The 21779-nt window shown below is 73.9% G+C and carries 18 protein-coding genes and 1 pseudogene; 15 read left to right on the forward strand and 4 right to left on the reverse strand.

The genetic code is table 11. The annotated features are described in order from the left end of the window. Positions 1-22: 22 nt before the first annotated feature. On the forward strand, positions 23-466 hold the full coding sequence (locus BJZ21_RS07740; protein WP_179663209.1) for a DUF3040 domain-containing protein: 444 nt from the start codon (positions 23-25) through the stop codon (positions 464-466). Positions 467-478: 12 nt separating this feature from the next. On the opposite strand, the gene BJZ21_RS20585 is transcribed toward BJZ21_RS07740, so the two are convergent. From BJZ21_RS20585 to BJZ21_RS07760, 4 genes and pseudogenes are all read right to left on the reverse strand, one after another. Continuing rightward, on the reverse strand, positions 479-1483 hold the full coding sequence (locus BJZ21_RS20585) for a transglutaminase-like domain-containing protein (protein WP_218851792.1): 1005 nt from the start codon (positions 1481-1483) through the stop codon (positions 479-481). A gap of 256 nt (positions 1484-1739) precedes the next feature. After that, positions 1740-2882: pseudogene (locus BJZ21_RS21935) on the reverse strand (TgpA N-terminal domain-containing protein); the annotation flags it as partial. Next, a complete protein-coding gene (locus BJZ21_RS07755; protein WP_179663211.1) occupies positions 2879-4168 on the reverse strand; it encodes a DUF58 domain-containing protein in 1290 nt (429 codons plus the stop codon). The gene BJZ21_RS07755 and the pseudogene BJZ21_RS21935, both read right to left, overlap by 4 nt. Continuing rightward, positions 4161-5138 carry an AAA family ATPase gene (locus tag BJZ21_RS07760; protein ID WP_179663212.1) on the reverse strand — a complete coding sequence of 326 codons (978 nt, stop codon included), beginning with the start codon at positions 5136-5138 and terminating at the stop codon, positions 4161-4163. Before BJZ21_RS07760 ends, BJZ21_RS07755 begins: the two co-directional genes overlap by 8 nt. 505 nt (positions 5139-5643) lie before the next feature. On the opposite strand from BJZ21_RS07760, the gene mraZ reads away from it, so the two are divergent. The 14 genes from mraZ (at position 5644) to ftsZ (ending at position 21779) form a co-directional block, all read left to right on the forward strand. Beyond that, complete coding sequence (gene mraZ / locus BJZ21_RS07765) at positions 5644-6075, forward strand: division/cell wall cluster transcriptional repressor MraZ (protein WP_179663213.1); 432 nt, start codon at positions 5644-5646, stop codon at positions 6073-6075. 247 nt (positions 6076-6322) lie between these two features. Beyond that, on the forward strand, positions 6323-6460 hold the full coding sequence (locus BJZ21_RS07770) for a hypothetical protein (RefSeq protein WP_179663214.1): 138 nt from the start codon (positions 6323-6325) through the stop codon (positions 6458-6460). Between the two features lie 11 nt (positions 6461-6471). Continuing rightward, on the forward strand, positions 6472-7440 hold the full coding sequence (gene rsmH, locus BJZ21_RS07775; RefSeq protein WP_179663215.1) for a 16S rRNA (cytosine(1402)-N(4))-methyltransferase RsmH: 969 nt from the start codon (positions 6472-6474) through the stop codon (positions 7438-7440). After that, a complete protein-coding gene (ftsL, locus tag BJZ21_RS07780) occupies positions 7437-8027 on the forward strand; it encodes a cell division protein FtsL (protein ID WP_179663216.1) in 591 nt (196 codons plus the stop codon). Before rsmH ends, ftsL begins: the two co-directional genes overlap by 4 nt. A 40-nt stretch (positions 8028-8067) precedes the next feature. Continuing rightward, the gene (locus tag BJZ21_RS07785; RefSeq protein ID WP_343052020.1) at positions 8068-9840 is read left to right on the forward strand and encodes a peptidoglycan D,D-transpeptidase FtsI family protein; all 1773 of its coding nucleotides are present in this window, start codon (positions 8068-8070) and stop codon (positions 9838-9840) included. Between the two features lie 61 nt (positions 9841-9901). Further along, positions 9902-11449 carry a UDP-N-acetylmuramoyl-L-alanyl-D-glutamate--2,6-diaminopimelate ligase gene (locus BJZ21_RS07790; RefSeq protein WP_343052021.1) on the forward strand — a complete coding sequence of 516 codons (1548 nt, stop codon included), beginning with the start codon at positions 9902-9904 and terminating at the stop codon, positions 11447-11449. Positions 11450-11454: 5 nt separating this feature from the next. After that, the gene (locus tag BJZ21_RS07795) at positions 11455-12912 is read left to right on the forward strand and encodes a UDP-N-acetylmuramoyl-tripeptide--D-alanyl-D-alanine ligase (protein ID WP_343052022.1); all 1458 of its coding nucleotides are present in this window, start codon (positions 11455-11457) and stop codon (positions 12910-12912) included. Next, positions 12909-13994: a phospho-N-acetylmuramoyl-pentapeptide-transferase gene (mraY, locus tag BJZ21_RS07800; RefSeq protein WP_179663218.1), complete on the forward strand. Its 1086-nt coding sequence runs from the start codon at positions 12909-12911 to the stop codon at positions 13992-13994. The genes BJZ21_RS07795 and mraY overlap by 4 nt, the downstream gene beginning before the upstream one ends. After that, positions 13976-15475: a UDP-N-acetylmuramoyl-L-alanine--D-glutamate ligase gene (gene murD, locus BJZ21_RS07805; protein WP_425490504.1), complete on the forward strand. Its 1500-nt coding sequence runs from the start codon at positions 13976-13978 to the stop codon at positions 15473-15475. The genes mraY and murD overlap by 19 nt, the downstream gene beginning before the upstream one ends. 18 nt (positions 15476-15493) lie before the next feature. Next, complete coding sequence (ftsW, locus tag BJZ21_RS07810) at positions 15494-16744, forward strand: putative lipid II flippase FtsW (RefSeq protein WP_179663220.1); 1251 nt, start codon at positions 15494-15496, stop codon at positions 16742-16744. A 23-nt stretch (positions 16745-16767) separates the two neighbouring features. Next, positions 16768-17850 (forward strand): undecaprenyldiphospho-muramoylpentapeptide beta-N-acetylglucosaminyltransferase, encoded by a 1083-nt coding sequence (gene murG / locus BJZ21_RS07815; protein WP_179663221.1) that lies wholly within the window; start codon positions 16768-16770, stop codon positions 17848-17850. Beyond that, the gene (murC, locus tag BJZ21_RS07820) at positions 17847-19271 is read left to right on the forward strand and encodes a UDP-N-acetylmuramate--L-alanine ligase (RefSeq protein WP_179663222.1); all 1425 of its coding nucleotides are present in this window, start codon (positions 17847-17849) and stop codon (positions 19269-19271) included. The genes murG and murC overlap by 4 nt, the downstream gene beginning before the upstream one ends. A 22-nt stretch (positions 19272-19293) precedes the next feature. Further along, a complete protein-coding gene (locus tag BJZ21_RS07825; RefSeq protein ID WP_343052024.1) occupies positions 19294-20025 on the forward strand; it encodes a cell division protein FtsQ/DivIB in 732 nt (243 codons plus the stop codon). Positions 20026-20534: 509 nt separating this feature from the next. Beyond that, positions 20535-21779, forward strand: a complete 1245-nt coding sequence (gene ftsZ, locus BJZ21_RS07830; RefSeq protein ID WP_179663224.1) for a cell division protein FtsZ — start codon at positions 20535-20537, stop codon at positions 21777-21779.

The raw sequence follows: 21779 nt of genomic DNA on the forward strand, positions 1-21779 counted from the left end.
TGAGTCGACCGTGGAGGAACCGGTGCCGCTCTCGGAAGAGGAGCTCCGACTGCTCGAGCAGATGGAGCGCGCGCTGGTCGAGGAGGATCCCAAGCTCGCCTCCACGCTGCGCGGCACCTCGCTGAGGCGCTCGGCTCGTCGCCGGGCCATCGTCGCCGGCGTCTGCTTCGTCATCGGCATCGTCGTGCTGATGACCGGTGCCATCGCCCGGATCACCCCGGTCGGCATCGCCGGCTTCGTGGTCATGCTCGGCTCGGCCACGATCGCGGTCACCGCGCTCCGGGGTCGCCGGGCCGGTCACGCCGAGCCCCGCTCCGCCGGCCACCCCGCCCACGGCTTCACCGTCATCGACGGCGGCCGGTCCAGCCGGCTGCGCCGCAGCAGACGCGCCCGCGCCGGCGGCACGTTCATGGAGCGCGTCGAGGACCGCTGGCGCCGACGCCGCGAGGAGAACGGCGGCTGGTGACCCCCGGCGGGGTCACCCGACGTGGTCGACCACCCCGCCGTACGTCGCCTGCACCGTCGTGGCGTCGAGGTCTCCGGACGTCCCCCGGCCCTCGCGGGTGAGCACCGACCGGGGCCACCACTCGGCCCGGCGGCGGGCTGCTCGCGAGGCGCCCCCGGCGAGCGCGGCCAGGCAGGCCTCGAGGTCCTGGCGCAGCGAGCCGGACTCCTCCGACCGCCGCGCGTAGCGCGAGAGCTCCACGGCGCGGACCAGCCGGCCGAGCGCGGCCACCCCCTCCGGCGCCACCCGGGCGCCGTGCGCCGGCCGCTCCGCGGTGCCGGCGTCCACCGGCGCGCCGAGGAACGGCACCAGCCGGTCCCGCGTCTCCCGCGGTGAGCGGGCCTCGGGCCAGGGCAGGCCGAGGTCGAGCGTCGTGGCCCGCAGCTCCGCCCAGGCCTCCTCGGGCCCTCCCGTGAGCGCGCGCTCGCGGCGCAGCCGGCGCACCGCCCGGGGGACCAGGCCGAGCAGGGCCAGCAGCAGGACGCCGCCGAGCCCGCCTGCCGCGGCGCCCCAGGGGAACGACGGGTCCCGGTGCGCGGAGTGCTTGTTCTCCTGCGGCGCGGCATCGGCCGAGCTGCCGCTGCGGCGGCCGCGGTTCGGGAGGTCGTTGCCGGGCTGGGCGCTGGGCTGCTGCGTCGGGTTGACGACCGGCACGTGCTGCCGGGTGTACGCCGGGGCGCGGGTGGCCTGGCCGTCGTGCCCACCGGCCGGGGTCGGCTCGAAGGCGACCCACCCCGCGCCGGGGAAGAACAGCTCCGGCCAGGCGTGCAGGTCGTAGGCGCTGTACTCCCACGTCTTCCCGACGACCGGGCGGGGCTCGAGGAAGCCGACCGCGACCCGCGCCGGGATGCCGAGCATCCGGGCCATGACGGCCATCGCCGACGCGAACTGCTCGCAGTAGCCGGTCCGTCCGCCGTTGCCGGGGGTCAGGAAGGTGACCAGGTCGCTGGTGCTGCTGCCCGACGGCCCCTGGGCCAGCGAGTAGGTGAAGCCACCATCCCTCGCGGAACCAGTTCTGCAGGGCGACCGCCTTCTCGTAGCGGCTGGGGGCGTCCCGGGTCACCTGGTTGGCCAGCGTGCGCACGATCGTCGGGATCCCGGACGGCAGGTCGGTGTAGTGACGGCTCACCAGGCCCGACGAGGACGCCGCGCGCGCCATGTCGGTGGCGCTGAGGTCGAGCTTCACCGCCGACATCGAGTAGTGCAGCCCTGCCGTGGTCAGGCCGGGCTGTCCGGCCAGGAAGTCCATCGTCGAGGGGTCGTAGCGCCAGTCGCCGTCGGCGACGATGCGGGAGATCGGCGCCTGGGTCGGCAGCCAGGTGGATTGGAACGACGGCAGCACCGACACGTTGAAGTGGTACTCGGTGCGGGGGACGGTGGGGGCCACCCCGACCAGGTCGGGCATGTCGCCGTCGGGCAGGTTGTTGGCCGGCACGTCGCGGGTGCCGGCGCTCCACTCCTCGTCGTCGTAGTGGTTGAGCACCGCGATCCGCAGGTAGCTGGGGCTCGGGTCGTCGGTGGTCACCCGCAGCAGGGGGACGTCCTCCCCGCGGTGGAGGTCGCGCCGCAGGTCGGTGATCGGGTTGCTGATCGCGATGTCCTGGCCGTCTCCGGGACCGCGGCCGCCGTCGAGCAGGTGCAGGCCCCAGGTGGGGATCAGCACCGGGACCACGAGCGCGAGCGCGGTGGCGACGGAGCCGATGGTCCCGGCGCTGGTCCGCACCGCGCCGGTGCTGACCCCGAAGCCGCTCGGATCCGCCTGGGCGGGGTCCTGCCCCAGCGGCCGGCCCCAGCGGGACACCTGCTCGCTCTCCTGGAGGAACAGCATCGCCAGGAACCCCGCCGCGGTGAGCGCGAAGACCCACCAGGAGACGCTGCCGCCCACGAGGCTGACCGGGACGCTGTAGACGGTCAGCAGCGGCAGCCCGGCCAGGGGCGCGCGTCGCAGCGTGCAGGCCAGCACGTCGACCAGGAGCAGGCAGACCAGGCCGCCGATGATGAGCAGGGGATGCACGCCCGGGGCTTGGACGGGCACCGGTGCGGCGTACCGCTGGGCGGAGTCCATGGCCGCCGCGAGCTGCTGGTGGAGCCGGAGCCAGGCGCTGCCGACCGGCAGCGGCGACCCGCAGAGCATGGTGCTGCACAGCAGCGTCGAGCCGAGCAGCTGGAGCCCGACGACCGCGGCGGACGGCAGACGCTGCCAGCGGGCCACCGCCCCGACCCCCGCGATCACGGCGGCCAGCACCAGCAGCGGGCCCAGGAACCTTCCGGGCAGCTCGCTGAAGCCGGCCCACGACCACATCGCGACCCAGGTGGTCGCGGCCGCGACCCCGGCCAGCCGCAGTCCCGGGGCCAGCGCCCCGCGCCGCCCGGTCATCGCACGACCCGTCGCGGTGTGGACGACACCACGGATGCTGAGGAGCGGGGGAGCGTCGCGCTGCTGCGGCCCAGCTCCTGCCACACGTTGTCCAGCCGGTCGCGCGGGCCGAGCGAGGCCGCACGCCAGCCCTGCTGGGCGAGGACCGGGGCCGAACCGCCGTCGGCGCGTCCGGGGGCCGACCAGGCGTCGACGTCCAGCGCGACGGCCAGGGCCGACCCGGCGTGCAGCTGCATCCGGCGTACGACGGGGACGTCGGTGGCCTCGATGCTGCCGAACACCCCGATGGTCAGCCCGCCGTGGCCGGCGTCGGTGAGCCAGCTGGTGTCCAGCAGCGGCTGGTGCACCGGCTGGACGACCGCCAGCGCCTCCAGCAGCGGCGCCGTGTTCACCCCGGCCTCGCGCAGGTGCCACGCGCTGCTGGGGTCCTCGCCGGTCGCCGTCACCAGCCGCACGCTGTAGCCGCGCTGGCTCAGGTGCACGGCGACCGAGGCGGCGGTCGACACCGCGGCCTCGAGCGAGGAGGCGACGCCCTGGCCGCGGTGGGCACGCAGCCGGGTGTCCAGGAAGAGCGTGGCGCGCGACTGCCAGGGCTGCTCCTCGCGACGCACCATCAGCTCGCCGACCCGGGCCGAGCTGCGCCAGTGCACCCGGCGCAGGTCGTCACCGAGGCGGTACTCGCGCACGGTCACGTCCTCCGCGCTGCCGGTGGCGAACGCCCGGGGACGGTTGTCGCCGGTCCCGTCCCAGGCGCCGCCGAGCGGGATCGAGGGGAGCGGGACCGTGCGCGGGGTGACCGTGAGCGGCACCGTGGTGTGGAAGGACCGGCCGAGCTCGACGAGCCCGAAGGGGTCGCCGACCCGGACCGTCATCGGACCGATCTCGAAGCGGCCCCGCACGTCGGAGCGCACCTGGTAGGTCACGTGCCGACGCCAGCCCTGGCCGATGCCGTCGAGCACGAACCGGGGGCGGGTGCCGAGCACGTAGGGCACGTGGTCCTCCAGCAGCAGGACGCCGCTCGGGGTGCGGCCCTCGTTGGTGAGCGTGAGGTTCACCCGGGCGGGCTGACCGGCCGCGACCAGCCGCGGGGTCACGGTGCGCACCAAGGCGAGGCGGTACCTGCTGCGCGAGAGCAGCGCCGCGGTGACCAGCGGGAGCGCCAGCACCAGCACCCCGACGCGGGTCAGCGACTCCTGGCCCAGCACCACCGCGCACACGATCGCGGTGAGGCCGGCGGCCACGAACGACCGTCCGCGAACGGTCAGCCCGGCCAGTGCCTCACGCACGGTTCCCCTCGGGCACCGGCACGCCGGTCAGCACGCCGTCGAGGATCGCCGTGGGCGAGCGCCCGCTCATCGCCGCCTCCACGCTCGGCAGCAGCCGGTGCGCGAGCACCGGCCGGGCGAGGGTCCGCACGTCGTCGGGCAGCACGTAGTCACGGCCCTGGATCGCCGCCAGCGCCTTGGCCGCGCGGACCAGGTGCAGGGTCGCCCGCGGCGAGGCGCCCAGGGTCAGCTCCTCGGAGCGCCGGGTGGCCGAGGTCAGCGCGACCGTGTAGCGCTGGACCGCGGGCGAGACGTAGACCGACCCGACGATCCCGAGCATCTTGCGAACCTCCGCGGCGTTCGTGACCGGCTCGAGGTCGTCGAGCGGCGAGCTCGTGGTGTGGGTGTCGAGCATCGCGAGCTCCGCGGCCTCCACCGGGTAGCCCACCGACACCCGCGCCATGAACCGGTCCCGCTGGGCCTCGGGAAGGGTGTAGGTGCCCTCCATCTCGATCGGGTTCTGGGTCGCGATGACCATGAAGGGGGCGTCGAGCTGGTACGTCGCGCTGTCGACGGTGACCTGCCGCTCCTCCATGCACTCCAGCAGCGCCGACTGGGTCTTGGGGGAGGCGCGGTTGATCTCGTCACCGACCACGATGTTGGCGAAGACCCCGCCGGGGCGGAACTCGAACTCGCGGGTGTTCTGGTTGAACACCGAGACGCCCGTGACGTCCGAGGGCAGCAGGTCCGGGGTGAACTGGATGCGGCGGACGGTGCAGTCGATGCTGCGGGCCAGCGCCTTGCTGAGCATGGTCTTGCCGACGCCCGGGACGTCCTCGAGCAGCAGGTGGCCCTCGGCGAGCATCACCACCAGGGCGGAGGTCACCACGTCGGGCTTGCCCTCGATCACCCGCTCGATGTTGCTCCGCACCCGACCGACGACCCGGGCGAGGGTGTCGAGGTCGGCTCCTCCCGTGCTCGGAGATCCCACGTCCGGTCCTTCCCTTCCATGCGCTCCGCGAAGTGGCGGGCGACACAGTCAACCGTAGGCGTCTGCGGAAACATACGTGGCGCCATCGTCTCGGGGTCGGACGCCCGGGGTCACGGTTTGGTTGCGGATTTCGCCCAGACGGGCCACGGCGGCGGCGCGGGGCGGCCGAACAGGGGCACCAGTCGCCTCCCAGCCGTCTCCCAGGCGCCCGTGCGCCCCACCGGCCACCCCACTTTCCCCCACCTCCGGGCTCCCGCGTCCCCCACTGGCGCTCCACCCGGCCCCCACCCCGGGGCCGGCCCGCCCCGGATCCCCGCGCTGACCTGCGCAGACGCGAGGAGCGGCGGGGGCCGGCCGGCGGGCGCGCCGATCGTGGTCCGCCGGCGCGATCCGGTCCAGAACGCCCGCGAAACACGCGTGGAATGGTTGACGGTGGAGGGAAGTGGAGTAAAGTGGTGCGCAGTGGAGGAACCGCCCACCGAAGGACGGGGAGTGGAGGTGCTCGATGTTCTTCATGGGCACCTACACCCCCAAGCTCGACGACAAGGGGCGGCTGTTCCTCCCGGCCAAGTTCAGGGACCAGCTCGCGGAGGGACTCGTGGTGACTCGAGGGCAGGAGCGCTGCTTGACGGTGTGGCCCATGGCCGAGTTCGTCGAGCTCACCCGCCGCGCCCAGGAGGCTCCGGTCACCGTCAAGGGGGCGCGTGACTACACGCGGTTCCTCTTCGCGGGCGCCTCGGAGGAGACCCCCGACAAGCAGGGTCGGATCAACGTGACGCCGATGCTGCGCGAGTACGCCGGGCTCGACCGCGAGGTCGTGGTCATCGGCGTGATGAACCGGATCGAGATCTGGGACCCGCAGCGCTGGCAGGCCTACTCCGCGGAGCAGGAGGAGAAGTTCTCCGAGCTCAGCGAGGAGGTCTTCCCCGGGGTCTGACCCCGCCCCCGCAGCCCCCCGCAACACCGACGACAACAACACAGCGGATCCGCAGGGCGAGGTCTCGAGCCCGCTTCTTGTCCATCGCCATCTGGGGCACCTTCCCCGGTTCCAGAGGGCGACTTCCCAGCAGGAAGCGGGCAGGGGCCTGGCCCGGTGGATCCCAGGGGCGACGAGGGTCGCCCGACCCGCTGCAGCCGCAGCGGCACCACCGCACGCACCACAGCACGGGAGGGGGTCGAGGATGATGAGCAGCACGCCTGCCGCACCGGTACGCCGGGTTCGGCACCAGGCCCGCGACGCGGCCGCCGTGATGGCGTTCTCGGCCGCGACCTCGGTGGCGGTCGCCCTCACCTTCCTCCTCGTCGCGACCCTGGGTCGGTAGGCGCAGGGACCATGGCCAGCCCTCGCCACGTCCCGGTCCTGGTGGACCGGGTCGTCGCCCTCCTCGCGCCGCCGCTGGAGCGTCCCGGCGCCGTGCTCGTCGACGCCACGCTCGGCCTCGGCGGCCACTCCGAGGCCGTCCTGCAGCGGCTGCCCGGTGCCCGGGTGGTCGGCATCGACCGCGACCCCACCGCCCTGGAGCTGGCCTCCGGACGCCTGGCGGAGTTCGGGGATCGGTTCACCGGCGTGCACGCGGTCTACGACGAGATCCCGGAGGTGGTGGCCGACCTCGGCCTCGAGCAGGTCGACGCGGTGCTGTTCGACCTCGGCGTCTCCTCCATGCAGCTCGACGTGCGCGAGCGCGGCTTCGCCTACGCCGAGGACGCGCCGCTGGACATGCGGATGGACGCCACCACCGGTCCCACCGCCGCCGACGTGCTCAACAGCTACTCCGCGGCCGAGCTGGCCCGGATCCTCAAGGAGTACGGCGAGGAGCGGTTCGCCCGCAAGATCGCCGCGGCCATCGTCCGCGAGCGCCAGGTCGAGCCGTTCACCACGTCCGGCCGCCTGGTCGAGCTGCTCTACGCCGAGATCCCGGCGCCGGCCCGGCGCACCGGCGGCCATCCCGCCAAGCGCACCTTCCAGGCGCTGCGGATGGAGGTCAACGACGAGCTGGGCGTGCTCCGCCGGGCGATCCCGTCCGCGATCGAGGCGATCGGGCCGGGCGGCCGGGTCGTCGTGGAGTCCTACCACTCCCTCGAGGACCGCCTGGTCAAGCAGGCCTTCACCCGGGTCACCCGCAGCGAGGTGCCCGAGGACCTGCCGTTCGTGCCGGAGGGCTCCGAGCCCGCCTTCCGCCTGGTCACCCGGGGGGCCGAGAAGGCCTCGCCCGCGGAGACCGCCGAGAACCCCCGCGCCGCGTCGGTCCGCCTGCGCGCGCTGGAACGAGTCACCCCCACCACCCGAGGAGCAGCATCGTGAGCAGCCCCGCCGTCCAGTTCCGCAGCCGGATGCCACGTGTCGCGGAGGCGGCGGTCGAGCGCGCCCGGCTCACCGTCGTCCCGCGACGACGCGTGCGTGCGGCGCGGATGCCCTTCGTGCTCCTCGTCACCGTGGTGCTCCTCGGCGGCGTGGTCGGGCTGCTGCTGGTCAACACCTCGATGCAGCAGGGCTCGTTCGCGGCCACCGCGCTGGAGGAGCAGGCCACCGCCCTGTCGGCCCGGGAGCAGAGCCTGCAGATGGAGCTGGAGACGCTGCGCGACCCCCAGCACGTGGCCGTGCAGGCACGGAAGATGGGCATGGTCACCGCCGGCGCGCCGGTCTTCCTGCGCCTCTCCGACGGCAAGGTGCTCGGACAGCCCACGGTCCCCGACCCCGCCCAGAACGTCCGGATCTTCCCGCCGGCGCCCAAGCTGCCCGCGGTGCTGGACCCCGCGCCGAAGTACGTCGACGCCCCGGCCACGGACTCCTCCGCGAACGACGGCGCGTCCACGACGCACGGGGGCGGTCACGGGGGTAGAACTGACCAGCAGTCACACAAGCACCACCAGTCCCGGGCGAACCAGTAGCACCTGCGCCGAGCGACGGTCCTGACAGACGGAGGCACCCGTGCGACCCACCCGTCCCCCGCGGCGCCCCCGGGGCAGCCTGCGCGGGCAGGCCCACCTGCGGCTGCGCCTCGGGTTCGTGTTCATCGCGATGGTGCTCTCGGTCTTCGGGGGCCGGCTGGTGCAGCTGCAGGGCATCGACCCGAACTCCTACGCCGAGATGGCCGCGAAGGAGGGCATGGTCCAGGTCGTGCTGCCGGCCGAGCGGGGCGACATCCTCGACCGCAACGGCCAGCCGCTGGCGGAGTCCGTCGACGGGATGATGATCGTCGCCGACCCCTACCTGACCTCCGACCAGGCGCCGGAGCTCGCGCGCTTCCTGGCCCGCCACCTCCACCTGGACTACTTCTCGACGCTGACCAAGCTGCGCGCGTCGGGCAGCCGCTTCGAGTACATCGCGCGCCGGGTGCCGGCGACCATCGCCACGCACGTGGTGGACGCCGCCGAGAACCGGGGCTTCAAGGGACTGGACACCCGCCGCGACCCGATCCGCCAGTACCCCGGCGGGGACGTGGCCGCCAACCTGGTCGGCTTCATGGGCACCGACGAGCCGCTCGCCGGCTTCGAGCGCACGTTCGACGGCCTGCTCTCCGGCAAGGACGGGGAGGCCCGCTACGAGATCGGCGGTGGCACCCGCATCCCGCTGGGGGAGAGCACGATCACCCCGGCGGTCGACGGCTCCGACCTGCACACGACCATCGACCAGGACCTGCAGTGGTACACCCAGCGGGTGCTGCGCCAGACCGTCGAGGACGCGAGGGCGGAGTCCGGGTTCGCGGTGGTCATGGACAGCCGGACCGGCGAGCTGCTGGCGCTGGCCGACGACCCGACCTTCGACGCCAACAAGCCGCTCCAGTCGCCGAAGGAGGACCTCGGGTCCCGGGCGATGAGCGATCCCTACGAGCCGGGCTCGGTCGAGAAGGTGCTGACGATCAGCTCCCTCATCGACCTCGGCAAGGTCACCCCGCACACCCGGCTCAAGGTGCCCGGCGTCCTCGAGGACGGCGCGGGCCACCCGATCCACGACTGGTTCACCCACGGCCTGATCCACCTGACCCTCGCCGGGGTGATCGCGCAGTCCTCCAACATCGGCACGGTGCTCGCGTCGGAGAAGTTCGCCCCCGGCCAGCTCTACGACTACCTGCGCAGGTTCGGCCTGGGCAGCAGCACCGACATCGGGATCCGGGGCGAGTCGCCGGGCATCCTGCCGGACAAGGACACCTGGACCAGCCCGCTGCAGGACCGGATCGCCTTCGGCCAGTCCCTCTCGGTCAACGCCGTGCAGATGGCGGCCGCGGTCAACACCATCGCCAACGGGGGCGTGCGCGTCGACCCGAGCATCATCGAGGGCTCGGCGACCACCGACGACGGCTCCGTGGTCGGCACCGACCACACCACGACCCACCGCGTCGTCAGCGCGAAGGCGGCCCGCGGCACGATGCACATGATGGAGCGGGTGGTCGCCCCCGGCGTCGGCGTCGCGCCGGCCGCCGCGGTGCCGGGCTACCGGGTGGCCGGCAAGACCGGGACCGCCCAGCGGGTCAACCCCGACTGCGGCTGCTACGACGGCACCTTCACGGTCTCGTTCGCGGGGTTCGCCCCGGCCGACGACCCGCGCTTCACGATCTACGTCGTCGTCCAGAACCCCGGCAACGGGGGCGGTGGCGGCTCGGTCGGCGGCCCGGCGTTCTCCAAGATCATGGGCTACGCGCTGCGCCGGTACGGCGTCCCCCCGACCGGGACCCACCCCTCGAAGCTGCCCACCACGTGGTGAACGTCTCCTCCCGGCTGCAGGGGCGCCGGAGCCCGGGGCGACAGGGCGATAGCCTCGCGACGTGAGCGACGACCTCGTGCTGGCCACCCGTCCCCGCCACCCCCGGACGACCCCGCTCGCGGAGCTCGCCGCCTGGCTCGAGTCCGCGTCCGCGGGCACCTCGAGCACCCGCGGTGACCTGGACGGTGTGGGCGTGACCGGCGTCTCGCTCAGCTCGCAGCGGATCCGGCCCGGCGACCTGTACGCCGCCCTGCCCGGGGCCCGCGCCCACGGAGTCGACTTCGCGGCCGCAGCCGTCGCCGCGGGTGCGGTGGCGCTCCTCACCGACCCGGCCGGTGCCGACCGCGAGGCCGCGGCCTGCGGTGTCCCGCAGCTGGTCGTCGAGCGCCCGCGCGAGCTGCTCGGCCGGCTCGCCGCGCACGTCTACGGCGACCCGGCGACCGGGCTGCGGATGATCGGCGTGACCGGCACCCAGGGCAAGACCACCACCACCCGGCTGGCCGAGGGGGCGCTGGAGCGGGCCGGGGTGCGCTCGGCGGTCATCGGCACCGTCGGCACCCGCGTGGCCGGCACGGACGTGCGCACCGCGCTCACCACGCCCGAGGCGCCGGACCTGCACGGACTCTTCGCGAGGATGCGCGAGCAGCACGTGGTCGCGTGTGCGATGGAGGTCTCCAGCCACGCGCTCGTCATGGGCCGCGTCGACGGCGTGGTGTTCGACGTGGCGGTGTTCACCAACCTCGGCCGTGACCACCTGGACTTCCACGAGACGGTCGAGGACTACTTCGCCGCGAAGGCGTCGCTGTTCACTCCGCAGCGCTCGCGGCGGGGCCTGGTCAACGTGGACGACGAGCACGGCCGACGCCTGGTCGCGGAGGCCGGGGTCCCGGTCCGGACCTTCTCGGCCGGCGGCCGGGATGCGGACTGGCGGGCCGTGGACGTCGAGATGGGCCCGACCGGCTCGCGGTTCACGGTCGTCGGCCCCGACGGCCGGGCCGTCGCGGCAGGCGTCCCGCTGCCCGGTGACTTCAACGTCGCGAACGCCCTCGCGGCCGTCGCGGCCTGCGCCGAGGCCGGCTTCGCCCCCGACCGGGTCGCCCGCGCCCTGGCCGCCGGGGGCGGCGTGCCCGGACGACTGGAGCGGGTCGACGCCGGACAGGACTTCACCGTCATCGTCGACTACGCCCACAAGCCGGACGCCGTCGAGGCCGCACTGCAGACCCTGCGGCCACTGACCGAGGGCCGGCTGCTGGTCGTCCTGGGAGCCGGCGGCGACCGCGACCCCGGCAAGCGGCCGATCATGGGCGAGATCGCCGCCCGGCTCGCCGACGTGCTGGTCGTGACCGACGACAACCCGCGCTCGGAGGACCCGGCCGCGATCCGGGCCGCCCTGCTCGCCGGCGCCTCCGGCGGGCCGGCGGACGTGCTGGAGATCGGCGACCGGCGCTCCGCGATCCGCGAGGCGCTGGGCCTGGCCCGGCCCGGCGACATCGTGCTGGTCGCCGGCAAGGGCCACGAGACCGGCCAGGAGGTCGCCGGGGTGGTGCACCCGTTCGTCGACCGCGAGGTCGTCGAGGCGTGCCTGGGGGAGGGGCGGGCCGTCCGATGATCCCCATGACGCTGCAGGAGGTCGCGACGGCCGTCGACGGAGCCGTCGCGGGGGACCCGGCGGTCCTCGTCACCGGCCCGGCCACCTTCGACAGCCGCCAGATCGTCCCCGGCGGGCTGTTCGTGGCCGTCGCGGGCGACCGCGTCGACGGGCACGACTTCGCGCTGCGCGCCCACGAGGCCGGTGCCGCCGCGGTGCTCGCGAGCCGCCCGACGGGCGCGCCCTCGGTGCTGGTCGAGGACCCGGTCGACGCGCTCGGCCGGCTCGCCCGGCACGTGCTCACCCGGCTCGACGTGACCGTGCTCGCCCTCACCGGCTCCCAGGGCAAGACCGGCACCAAGGACTACCTCGCCCAGGTGCTGGGGGCGGCCGGCCCGACCGTGGCCACGGCCGGCAACAACAACAACGAGCTCGGCGTGCCGATGACCGTGCTGCGAGCCGACGCGGGCACGGCCTACCTCGTGGTCGAGATGGGCGCCCGCGGGCTCGGTCACATCGCCTACCTGTGTGGCATCGCGCCGCCGTCGGTCGCGGCCGTGCTCAACGTGGGCACCGCCCACATCGGCGAGTTCGGGAGCCGGGAGGCGATCGCGCAGGCGAAGGGCGAGATCGTCGAGTCCCTGTCCGGCGGCGGGACCGCGGTGCTCAACGCCGACGACGAGCTCGTCGCCGCGATGGCGGCACGCACCCGCGCGCGGACGCTCACGTTCGGCCGGGCCGGCGACGTCGCCTGGCGAGCCGTCGGGCTCGACGACCTCGGACGCCCGTCCTTCGAGCTCGGGTACGCCGGGTCCTGGCACCCGGTCCGCCTGGCGCTGCCGGGGGAGCACCAGGTCGCGAACGCGGCCGCCGCCGCGGCCATGGCGCTGGCGGTGGGCGTCCCGCTGGACCGGGTGGCCGAAGGGCTCACCGCCGCCCGGCCGGCCTCACGCTGGCGGATGGAGCTGACCGAGCGCGCCGACGGGCTCGTCGTGGTCAACGACGCCTACAACGCCAACCCGGCCTCGATGGTGGCCGCGCTGGACTCGCTGGTGGCGATCGGGGAGCGCGGCGGACGCCGTACCGTCGCGGTCCTGGGCGAGATGAGGGAGCTCGGCAGCGGCGCGCTCGAGGACCACCGGGGGGTCGGCCGCGCGGCCGCCGGCGCCGGCGTCGACGTGCTGGTGACGGTGGGCGAGGAGGCCGTCGGCATCGCCGAGGGGGCCGAGGACGTGCCCGGCTGGCCGGGCCTGGTGGTCCGCACGGCGGGGCGCGACGAGGCGCTGGCGTGGGTGCGACAGAATGTCTCGGCCCGCGACGTCGTGCTGGTCAAGGCGTCCCGTGGCGCCGCGCTCGAGGTCGTCGCCGAGTCCCTGCTCCAGGGACCCGGTCCCGCTCCCGAGCAGCAGCCCCCCGAGCAGAACCCCGCCGTGAAGAACCCCCCTGAGAACCCAGAGGTGAAGCCCGAGGTGCAGCAGCCATGAGAGCAGTCCTTCTCGGCGGCGGGCTGGCGCTGCTCATCTCCCTGCTCGGGACCCGGGTGGCGATCAACTACTTCACGCAGTGGGGCTACGGCCAGGAGATCCGCGACGACGGGCCGACCAGCCACCACACGAAGCGGGGCACCCCCACGATGGGCGGGGTGGTCATCATCCTGGCCACGGTCATCGGCTACTTCGCCGCGAAGCTGATCACCCAGACCATGCCCTCGGCGTCGGCGCTGCTGCTGCTGTTCCTCTTCGTGGGGATGGGCGTGGTGGGCTTCCTCGACGACTTCATCAAGATCTCCAAGCAGCGCAGCCTCGGGCTGCGCAGCAAGGCCAAGATGGTCGGCCAGACCGTGGTCGGCGTGGTCTTCGGCGTGCTCGCGATCTCGCACTCGCTCGCGGACTTCCGGGGCGAGACACCGGCCTCGCCGCACATCTCCTTCATCCGTGACTACGGGGCTTTCACGCTGCCCGCGATCCTGCTGATCCTGCTGATCTGGCTGATCATCACCGGCACCAGCAACGCGGTGAACCTCACCGACGGGCTCGACGGGCTGGCGACGGGCGCGTCGGCGATGGTGTTCGCGGCCTACACGCTGGTGAACATCTGGCAGAACAACCAGTCCTGCCAGCTCAGCCCCGGCCCGAGCTGCTACGAGGTGCGCGACCCGCTCGACCTGGCGGTGGTCGCCGCGGCGATCACCGGGGCGTGCTTCGGCTTCCTGTGGTGGAACGCCTCGCCGGCGGCGATCTTCATGGGCGACACCGGGTCGCTCTCGCTGGGTGCCGCGGTGGGCGGGCTGGCGATCATGACCCGCACCGAGCTGCTGCTGATCATCCTCGGTGGGCTCTTCTTGATGGAGACGGTGTCGGTGATGCTCCAGGTCACCTGCTTCAAGGTCACCAAGAGGTTGACCGGCACCGGCCGGAGGCTCTTCCGCATCGCGCCGATCCACCACCACTTCGAGATGCTCGGCTGGGAGCAGGTCACCGTCGTGATCCGCTTCTGGATCATCACCGGCCTGTGCGTGGCCGCCGGCCTGGGCGTCTTCTACGCGGAGTGGGTGGCCGGATCGTGAGGGACCCCCAGAGCCTCGGGCGGCACGACTCCTGGGAGGGCGTCCGCGCGGTCGTCGCCGGCTTCGGCGTGTCCGGCTTCGCCGCCGCCGACAACCTCAACCACCTCGGCGCCTCCGTGACGGCCCTCGACGAGTCCGACGGCGGGGCGGACAGCGACCGCCGGGAGAAGGCCGAGCTGCTCGAGGTGCTCGGCGCCACCGTCCGTCTGGGCGAGGGCGCGACCGCGGCGCTCCCCGGTGACGTCGACCTGGTTATCGCGTCCCCGGGCTGGAAGCCCTCGGCGCCGCTGCTCGCCCAGGCCCGCGACCGTGGGATCCCGGTCTGGGGCGAGGTGGAGCTCGCGTGGCGGCTGCGCGACCCGAACCACCGGCCCCCCTGGCTCGCGGTCACCGGCACCAACGGCAAGACCACGACCGTGCAGATGCTGGACGCGATCCTGCGCGCCGCGGGCCTGCGCTCGGTGGCGGCGGGCAACGTCGGCCTGCCGCTGGTCGAGGCGGTCATGGACCCCGAGCCGTACGACGTGCTCGCGGTCGAGCTCTCCAGCTTCCAGCTGCACTACACCGACTCGATGAGCGCGGAGTCCGCCGCGGTGCTCAACATCGCCGAGGACCACCTCGACTGGTACGCCGGCCCCACCGGCATGGCCGACTACGCCGCGGACAAGGGCCGGATCTACGAGCGGGTCCGGCGCGCCTGCGTCTACAACGCGGCCGACCCGGAGACCGAGCGGCTGGTGCGCGAGGCCGACGTCGTCGAGGGCGCCCGCGCGATCGGCTTCACCCTCGGCATGCCGGGCGTCGGGATGGTGGGCGTGGTGGAGGACATCCTCGCCGACCGGGCCTTCATCGAGCAGCGCGAGACCAGTGCCGCCGAGCTGTGCACGATCGCCGACCTGGCCTCGCCCGCGCCCCACTTCGTCGCCAACGCCCTTGCCGCGGCCGCGCTGGCGCGCTCCCACGGCGTCTCCCAGGCGGCGGTCCGCGACGGGCTGCGCGCCTTCCGTCCCGACGGGCACCGGATCGCGACCGTCGCGGAGGTCGGCGGGGTCACCTGGGTCGACGACTCCAAGGCCACCAACCCGCACGCCGCGCAGTCCTCGTTGCAGGCCTACGACCCGGTCGTCTGGGTCGCGGGCGGGCTCGCCAAGGGTGCGTCGTTCGACGAGCTGGTGCGGGCCGTGCGGTCCCGGCTGCGCGGCGTGGTGCTGCTCGGACGTGACCGTGACCTCATCCGGCAGGCGCTTTCACGACACGCGCCGGATGTGCCGGTCATCGTCGTCGACGACGACGAGACTGGTCCCGACGGTACTGATCGACAACATGGCTCCATGGAGCGCGTCGTGGAGGCGGCGGCCACGTTGGCCCGTCCGGGCGACACGGTCCTGCTGGCTCCGGGATGCGCCTCCATGGACATGTTCACCAACTATGCCGAGCGGGGCGACGCGTTCGCCGCGGCGGTCCACCGACGGCAGCACTAGCAGAGGGAGGGGCGAGCGATGACCACCGCGAACCCCGAGCAGTCCCGCACCGCCGGACGCAGCACGGCCCCGGGTTGGTTCACCGTGCTCCGGGAGGCCCTGGACCGCCCGCTGACGTCGTACTACCTGCTGCTGGGCGCCTCGGCGCTGCTGCTGACCATCGGCCTGATCATGGTGCTCAGCGCCTCCAGCGTGTACTCGTTCGAGAACACCGGCGACTCCTACACCGTGGTCAAGCGCCAGCTGCTGTGGGTCGCGATCGGGCTCCCGACCGCGTGGCTGGTCAGCCGGCTGCCCCAGCGCTTCTTCCGGCGGCTGGTGTGGCCCGGCTACGTCGTCTCGCTCGTGCTGCTGGTGCTCACCGCGAAGTTCGGCGTGGACATCAACGGCAACAAGAACTGGCTGCCGCTCGGGCCGGTCGTGATCCAGCCCGCGGAGATCGCCAAGGTGGCGCTGATCCTGTGGGCCGCCCACGTCTACGCCCGCAAGGACCGCCGCCTCGGCGACCTGCACCACGTGCTGATGCCGGTGGTGCCGGGCATGCTCCTGGCCACCGGCCTCGTCGTGCTGGGCCACGACCTGGGCACCGCGCTCGTGCTGTTCGCGATCATGCTCGGCATGCTGTGGGTGGTCGGCGCCCCGGCGCGGTTCTTCGGGCTGTGCCTCTCGATCGTGGGCGTGGTCGTGATCTTCCTGGCCTCCACGAGCCCCGAGCGGCTGGCCCGCATCACGAACTTCGCCGACCCCTTCAAGGACTTCCACGACACCGGCTGGCAGCCCGCCCACGGCCTCTACGCGCTCTCCACCGGCGGCTGGTTCGGGCAGGGCATCGGCGCCAGCCAGCAGAAGTGGGGGGACCTGCCCGAGGCGCACACCGACTTCATCTTCGCCGTGCTGGGGGAGGAGCTGGGCCTGGTGGGCACGCTGCTGGTGATCGCGCTGTTCCTCACGATCGCGTTCGCCGCGATCCGGGTCGCGCGGGACACCAAGGATCCGTTCGTGCGCTACGCGACCTTCGGCATCGTGGTGTGGCTGATGGGCCAGATGATGATCAACATCGGCATGGTGCTCGCGCTGCTCCCCGTCATCGGCATCCCTCTTCCCCTGGTGTCCTACGGCGGCTCCTCCCTGGTGCCGACCCTGGCCGCGCTCGGCCTGGTCATCGGGTTCGCCCGCCGGGAGCCCGAGGCCGCCCGCGCGCTGGCCCAGAAGCGCCGTGCGCGCTCCGCCGGGCTCGCCGCCGGACGGGTCCCGGGGCAGGGCCGCTGAGGTCGGCGCTAGGTTCTCCTGCGATGCGCGTACTCCTCGCCGGCGGTGGCACCGCCGGCCACACCTCGCCCCTGCTCGCCACCGCCGACGCCCTGCGCCGGCTGGACCCCGACGTCGAGATCACCTGCCTGGGCACCCCCCGCGGCCTGGAGACCCGGGTCGTCCCGGAGGCGGGCTACCCGCTGGAGCTGGTCCCGCCGGTGCCGCTGCCGCGCCGCCCCGGCGCCGACCTGCTCAAGGTGCCCGCCCGGCTGCGGGCCGCGGTCCGGGCGACCTCGGCGGTGCTCGACCGGGTCCGGCCCGACGTGGTCGTGGGCTACGGGGGCTACGTCTCGATGCCGGCCTACCTCGCGGCCCGCCGGCGCCGCCTGCCGGTCGTCGTCCACGAGCAGAACGCGCTGCCCGGGCTGGCCAACCGGGCCGGCGCCCGTCTCGCGACCCGGGTCGCGGTCTCCTTCCCCGACACGCCGCTGCCCAAGGCGGAGTACATCGGGCTGCCGATCCGCCGGATGATCTCGACGCTGGACCGCCAGGCGGTCCGGGCCGAGGCGCGCGCGTTCTTCGGGCTCGACCCCGACCTCCCGACGCTGCTGGTCACCGGGGGCTCGCAGGGGGCCCAGAAGCTCAACCGCGCCGTCTCGGCGGCGGCCCGCACGCTGAGCGACGCCGGCGTGCAGGTGCTGCACGTCCAGGGCAAGCACGGCGGGGCCGAGCCGGAGGCCACGCGCACGCCGTACGTCGTCCTGGACTACTGCGACCGCATGGACCTCGCCTACGCCGCCTCCGACCTGGTGGTGTGCCGTGCCGGCGCGAACACCGTGACCGAGGCCGCGGCGACCGGGCTGCCGGCGATCTTCGTGCCGCTGCCGATCGGCAACGGCGAGCAGGAGCTCAACGCGCGACCCGTGGTCGACGCGGGCGGAGCGCTGCTGGTGGCCGATGCGGCGGTGACCCCGGAGTGGGTGGCCGCGACCGTCCCCGGGCTCGTCACCGACGGGCCGCGGCTGGCCGCGATGGGGGCCGCCGCAGCCGGGCTGATCCCGCGCGACGCCGACGAGAGACTGGCCCGGCTCGTCCTCGAGACCGCCGCAGGAGGCGCCCGGTGAAGCTGCCCGTCCCCGACGAGATCCTGCCGGCCGAGCGGCTGGGCCGCGTGCACTTCGTGGGCATCGGCGGCGCCGGGCTCTCGGCGATCGCGCGGATCATGGCCGCGCGAGGTGTCCCGGTGACCGGCAGCGACGACCAGGACACGCCGTTCCTGCCGTCGCTGCGCGAGCTGGGCGTGCCCTGCCACCTCGGGTACGCCGCCGAGCACGTCGCCGACGCCGACACCGTGGTCGTCACCACCGCGGCCCGCGAGGACAACCCCGAGGTGCTCGAGGCCCGGCGCCGCGGGCTGCGGCTGCTGCCCCGCTCGGCGGGCCTGCAGTCGGTGATGCTCGGCCGCCGGGTCGTCGCGGTCGCGGGCACCCACGGCAAGACCACCACCACCTCGCTGCTCACCAGCGCGCTGCTCGCCTGTGACGCGGACCCGTCGTACGCCGTCGGGGGAGTGCTGTCGGCGACCGGGCGCAACGCCGACGCCGGCGAGGGGGAGCTGTTCGTCGCCGAGGCCGACGAGAGCGACGGCGCCTTCCTCGTCTACACGCCGCACGCGGCCGTGGTCACCAACGTGGAGGCCGACCACCTCGACGTGTGGGGCACGGAGGAGGCCTACCGACAGGCCTTCGTGGACTTCCTCGACCGGATCGACCCGAGCGGGTTCCTCGTCTGCTGCACCGACGACGCCGGCGCCGCCGAGCTCGCGCGGACGGCGCGCGAGCGGGGGCTCGAGGTCGTCGCGGTGGGGGAGGGCGCGGACGCCGACGTCCGCGCGACCGACCTGCGCTTCGAGGGCGCCAGCTCGCGCTTCACCGTGGTGCGGGGCCGCGAGCGGCTCGGGGAGGTGGCCCTGCAGATCCCGGGGCGGCACTACGTGCTCGACGCGCTGGCGGCGCTGGCCGCCGGGCTGCGGCTCGGCCTGCCCTTCGAGGGGCTGCGGACCGGGCTGGCGGGCTTCACCGGCTCGCGCCGCCGGATGGAGGCCAAGGGCGAGGTCGCCGGCGTACGCGTCTACGACAGCTACGCCCACCACCCCGTCGAGATCGCCGGCGACCTGCAGGCCGCCCGGGCGGTCGCGGGGGAGGGGCGGGTGCTGGTCGCGTTCCAGCCGCACCTGGTCTCGCGCACCCGGCTGTTCGGGACCGCGATGGGCGAGGCGCTCGGGGCTGCGGACGAGGTCGTCGTGCTCGACGTCTACCTGGCCCGCGAGGACGCCGACCCCGAGGTGACCGGGGCCGTGGTCGCCGAGGCGGTGCCGCTGCCGTCCGGGCGGGTCGCCTACGTGCCCGACCTCGCCGACGCGCCCGCCGAGCTGGTGGCCCGGGCCCGCCCCGGCGACCTCGTGCTCACGCTCGGAGCCGGGAGCGTCACCGACCTCGGCCCCCGGGTCCTCGAGCTGCTGGCCGCCCGGGGCGGCGATGCGTAGGAACCGCCGCGACCAGCCGTCGGTGACCGACACCGAGCAGAGCCTGCGCCGCACCCGCAGCCGGTTCGCGCGCCGCCAGTGGGCGCGCCGCTGGCTGCGGTGGAAGGCCGTGCTCGCCGTCCTGCTGCTGCTCGGCCTGGTCCTCGCCGGTGTCTGGGCCGTCTACTTCTCCTCGTTCCTCGCGGTCAGCGGCGTGGAGGTCACCGGCGCCGACACCGTCGGCGCGGCGCGGATCCGCGCCGCCGCCGCGGTGCCCACCGGGGAGCCGCTGGCCAAGGTCGACCTGGCCCAGATCCGCTCCCGGGTGCAGGCGCTGGCCGCGGTGCGCTCCGCCGACGTCTCGCGGCAGTGGCCCGACCAGGTGCTGATCAAGGTCCGCGAACGCACCGCCGTGGCGGTCGTGGAGATCGGCGGCCAGCTGCGCGGCATGGACGCCGACGGCGTGGTGTTCCGGAGCTACCGGCACGCGCCCCCGCAGCTCCCGCACATCCAGACCTCGGCCGGCACCCGGGCCGAGGCACTCGCCGAGGGCGCCAAGGTGGTCGCCGCCCTGCCCTCCGACCTCGCCGCGAAGGTCGACCACGTCGAGGTCGAGACCGTGGACCAGATCACCCTCGTGCTGCGCGACGGGCGCGTGGTCAAGTGGGGCAGCGCCGAGCAGTCCGACCTCAAGGCCGAGGTGGTCGCCGCCCTGCTGCACCAGCCCGGGCAGGAGTACGACGTGACCGTGCCGGGCCAGCCGACCGTGCGCTGACCCGGCCTGACCTGACCTGACCTGACCCGGGCCGGGGGAGCCGGGCGGGGGGAGCCGGGCGGGGCTGGCCGCGGCCGGTTGCGGGCGCGGGCGGCTGCGGAATGGCGACAGACCGCAGAAAACCGGGGCCCTGGATTGCGGTCTGTCGCCATTCGGTGCTGCCCGGATGGTCGGCGCTTGAGGCTCACGCGTGAGGACGAGGAGCCCCGGTGATCTGCGGATTGGCGACCAACCGCAGGAGTCCGGCGCCAGGAGCTGCGGAATGGCGCCATTCCCCAACCGCCCCGCCTCCCGACCGGCGACGACGCGAGCAAGAAGTCCGGATCGACGGCGTGTCTGCGCGGCACGCGCGAGCCGGGCGCCTAGTGTCGTCGCAACGACGAGGTTGACATAACTATAACCCTCAGCCTGAGGGTCAGGGTTGAGGGTCAGGCAACCTCGTCGCTTCCCCACCGACAGCACACCTTCGTCCGAGGAACCGGACACGATCAGCGAGAGGCGAGTCCGCCGTGGCAGCAGCGCAGAACTACCTGGCCATCATCAAGGTCGTGGGCATCGGTGGTGGCGGTGTCAACGCCGTCAACCGGATGATCGAGGTCGGCCTCAAGGGCGTCGAGTTCATCGCCATCAACACCGACGCCCAGGCACTCCTCATGAGCGACGCCGACGTCAAGCTCGACATCGGGCGCGAGCTCACCCGCGGGCTGGGAGCCGGCGCCAACCCCGACGTCGGGGCCCAGGCCGCCGAGGACCACTCCGACGAGATCGAAGAGGTCATCAAGGGCGCCGACATGGTCTTCGTGACCGCCGGCGAGGGCGGCGGCACCGGCACCGGTGGCGCGCCGGTCGTGGCCCGGATCGCCCGCTCCCTGGGAGCGCTGACCATCGGTGTGGTGACCCGGCCGTTCGCCTTCGAGGGCCGCCGCCGGGCCAACTCCGCCGAGGAGGGCATCGCCCGGCTGCGCGAGGAGGTCGACACCCTCATCGTCATCCCCAACGACCGGCTGCTCTCGATCAGCGACCGCAACGTCTCGGTGCTCGACGCGTTCAAGCAGGCCGACCAGGTGCTCCTCCAGGGTGTCTCCGGCATCACCGACCTGATCACCACGCCCGGCCTGATCAACCTCGACTTCGCCGACGTGAAGTCGGTGATGGCCAACGCCGGCTCCGCGCTGATGGGCATCGGCTCGGCTCGCGGCGAGGACCGTGCGGTCGCAGCCGCCGAGATGGCGGTCTCGAGCCCGCTGCTGGAGGCCTCCATCGACGGTGCGTACGGCGTGCTGCTCTCGATCGCCGGAGGCTCCGACCTCGGCCTGTTCGAGATCAACGAGGCCGCCGCGCTGGTCGCCCAGGCGGCCCACGAGGAGGCCAACATCATCTTCGGCGCCACCATCGACGACGCCCTCGGCGACGAGGTCCGGGTGACCGTGATCGCCGCCGGCTTCGACGGCGGACAGCCCAAGAAGCGTGACGAGGGCACGGTCCTGCGCCGCGAGCCCCGCCCGCAGCAGACCCAGGAGCAGACGCGGGCGACCGCCCAGCAGCTGGCCACCCGGCGCGAGCCCGAGCAGGTCGCGGCGCCGAGCCGTCCCGCCGAGCCCGCCCCGGCCGCCGCTCCCGAGCAGTCCCGGCCGGCCGAGCCGCGTCAGGACCCGCGTCAGGACCCGCGTCCGTCGGCCCCCGCCCCGGCCCGCCAGCCCCGTCCCGTCCAGTTCGACGACGACGACCTGGACGTCCCGGACTTCCTGAAGTAA

The organism is Nocardioides panaciterrulae (assembly GCF_013409645.1).
Taxonomy (GTDB): Bacteria; Actinomycetota; Actinomycetes; order Propionibacteriales; family Nocardioidaceae; genus Nocardioides; species Nocardioides panaciterrulae.

Bases quoted from the DNA above. Each gene is read 5' to 3' on its own strand.
- mraZ (WP_179663213.1), top strand. From the start codon at position 5,644: ATGTTCTTCATGGGCACCTACACCCCCAAGCTCGACGACAAGGGGCGG.
- BJZ21_RS07770 (WP_179663214.1), top strand. From the start codon at position 6,323: ATGAGCAGCACGCCTGCCGCACCGGTACGCCGGGTTCGGCACCAGGCC.
- rsmH (WP_179663215.1), top strand. From the start codon at position 6,472: ATGGCCAGCCCTCGCCACGTCCCGGTCCTGGTGGACCGGGTCGTCGCC.
- BJZ21_RS07795 (WP_343052022.1), top strand. From the start codon at position 11,455: ATGACGCTGCAGGAGGTCGCGACGGCCGTCGACGGAGCCGTCGCGGGG.
- mraY (WP_179663218.1), top strand. From the start codon at position 12,909: ATGAGAGCAGTCCTTCTCGGCGGCGGGCTGGCGCTGCTCATCTCCCTG.
- ftsW (WP_179663220.1), top strand. From the start codon at position 15,494: ATGACCACCGCGAACCCCGAGCAGTCCCGCACCGCCGGACGCAGCACG.
- murG (WP_179663221.1), top strand. From the start codon at position 16,768: ATGCGCGTACTCCTCGCCGGCGGTGGCACCGCCGGCCACACCTCGCCC.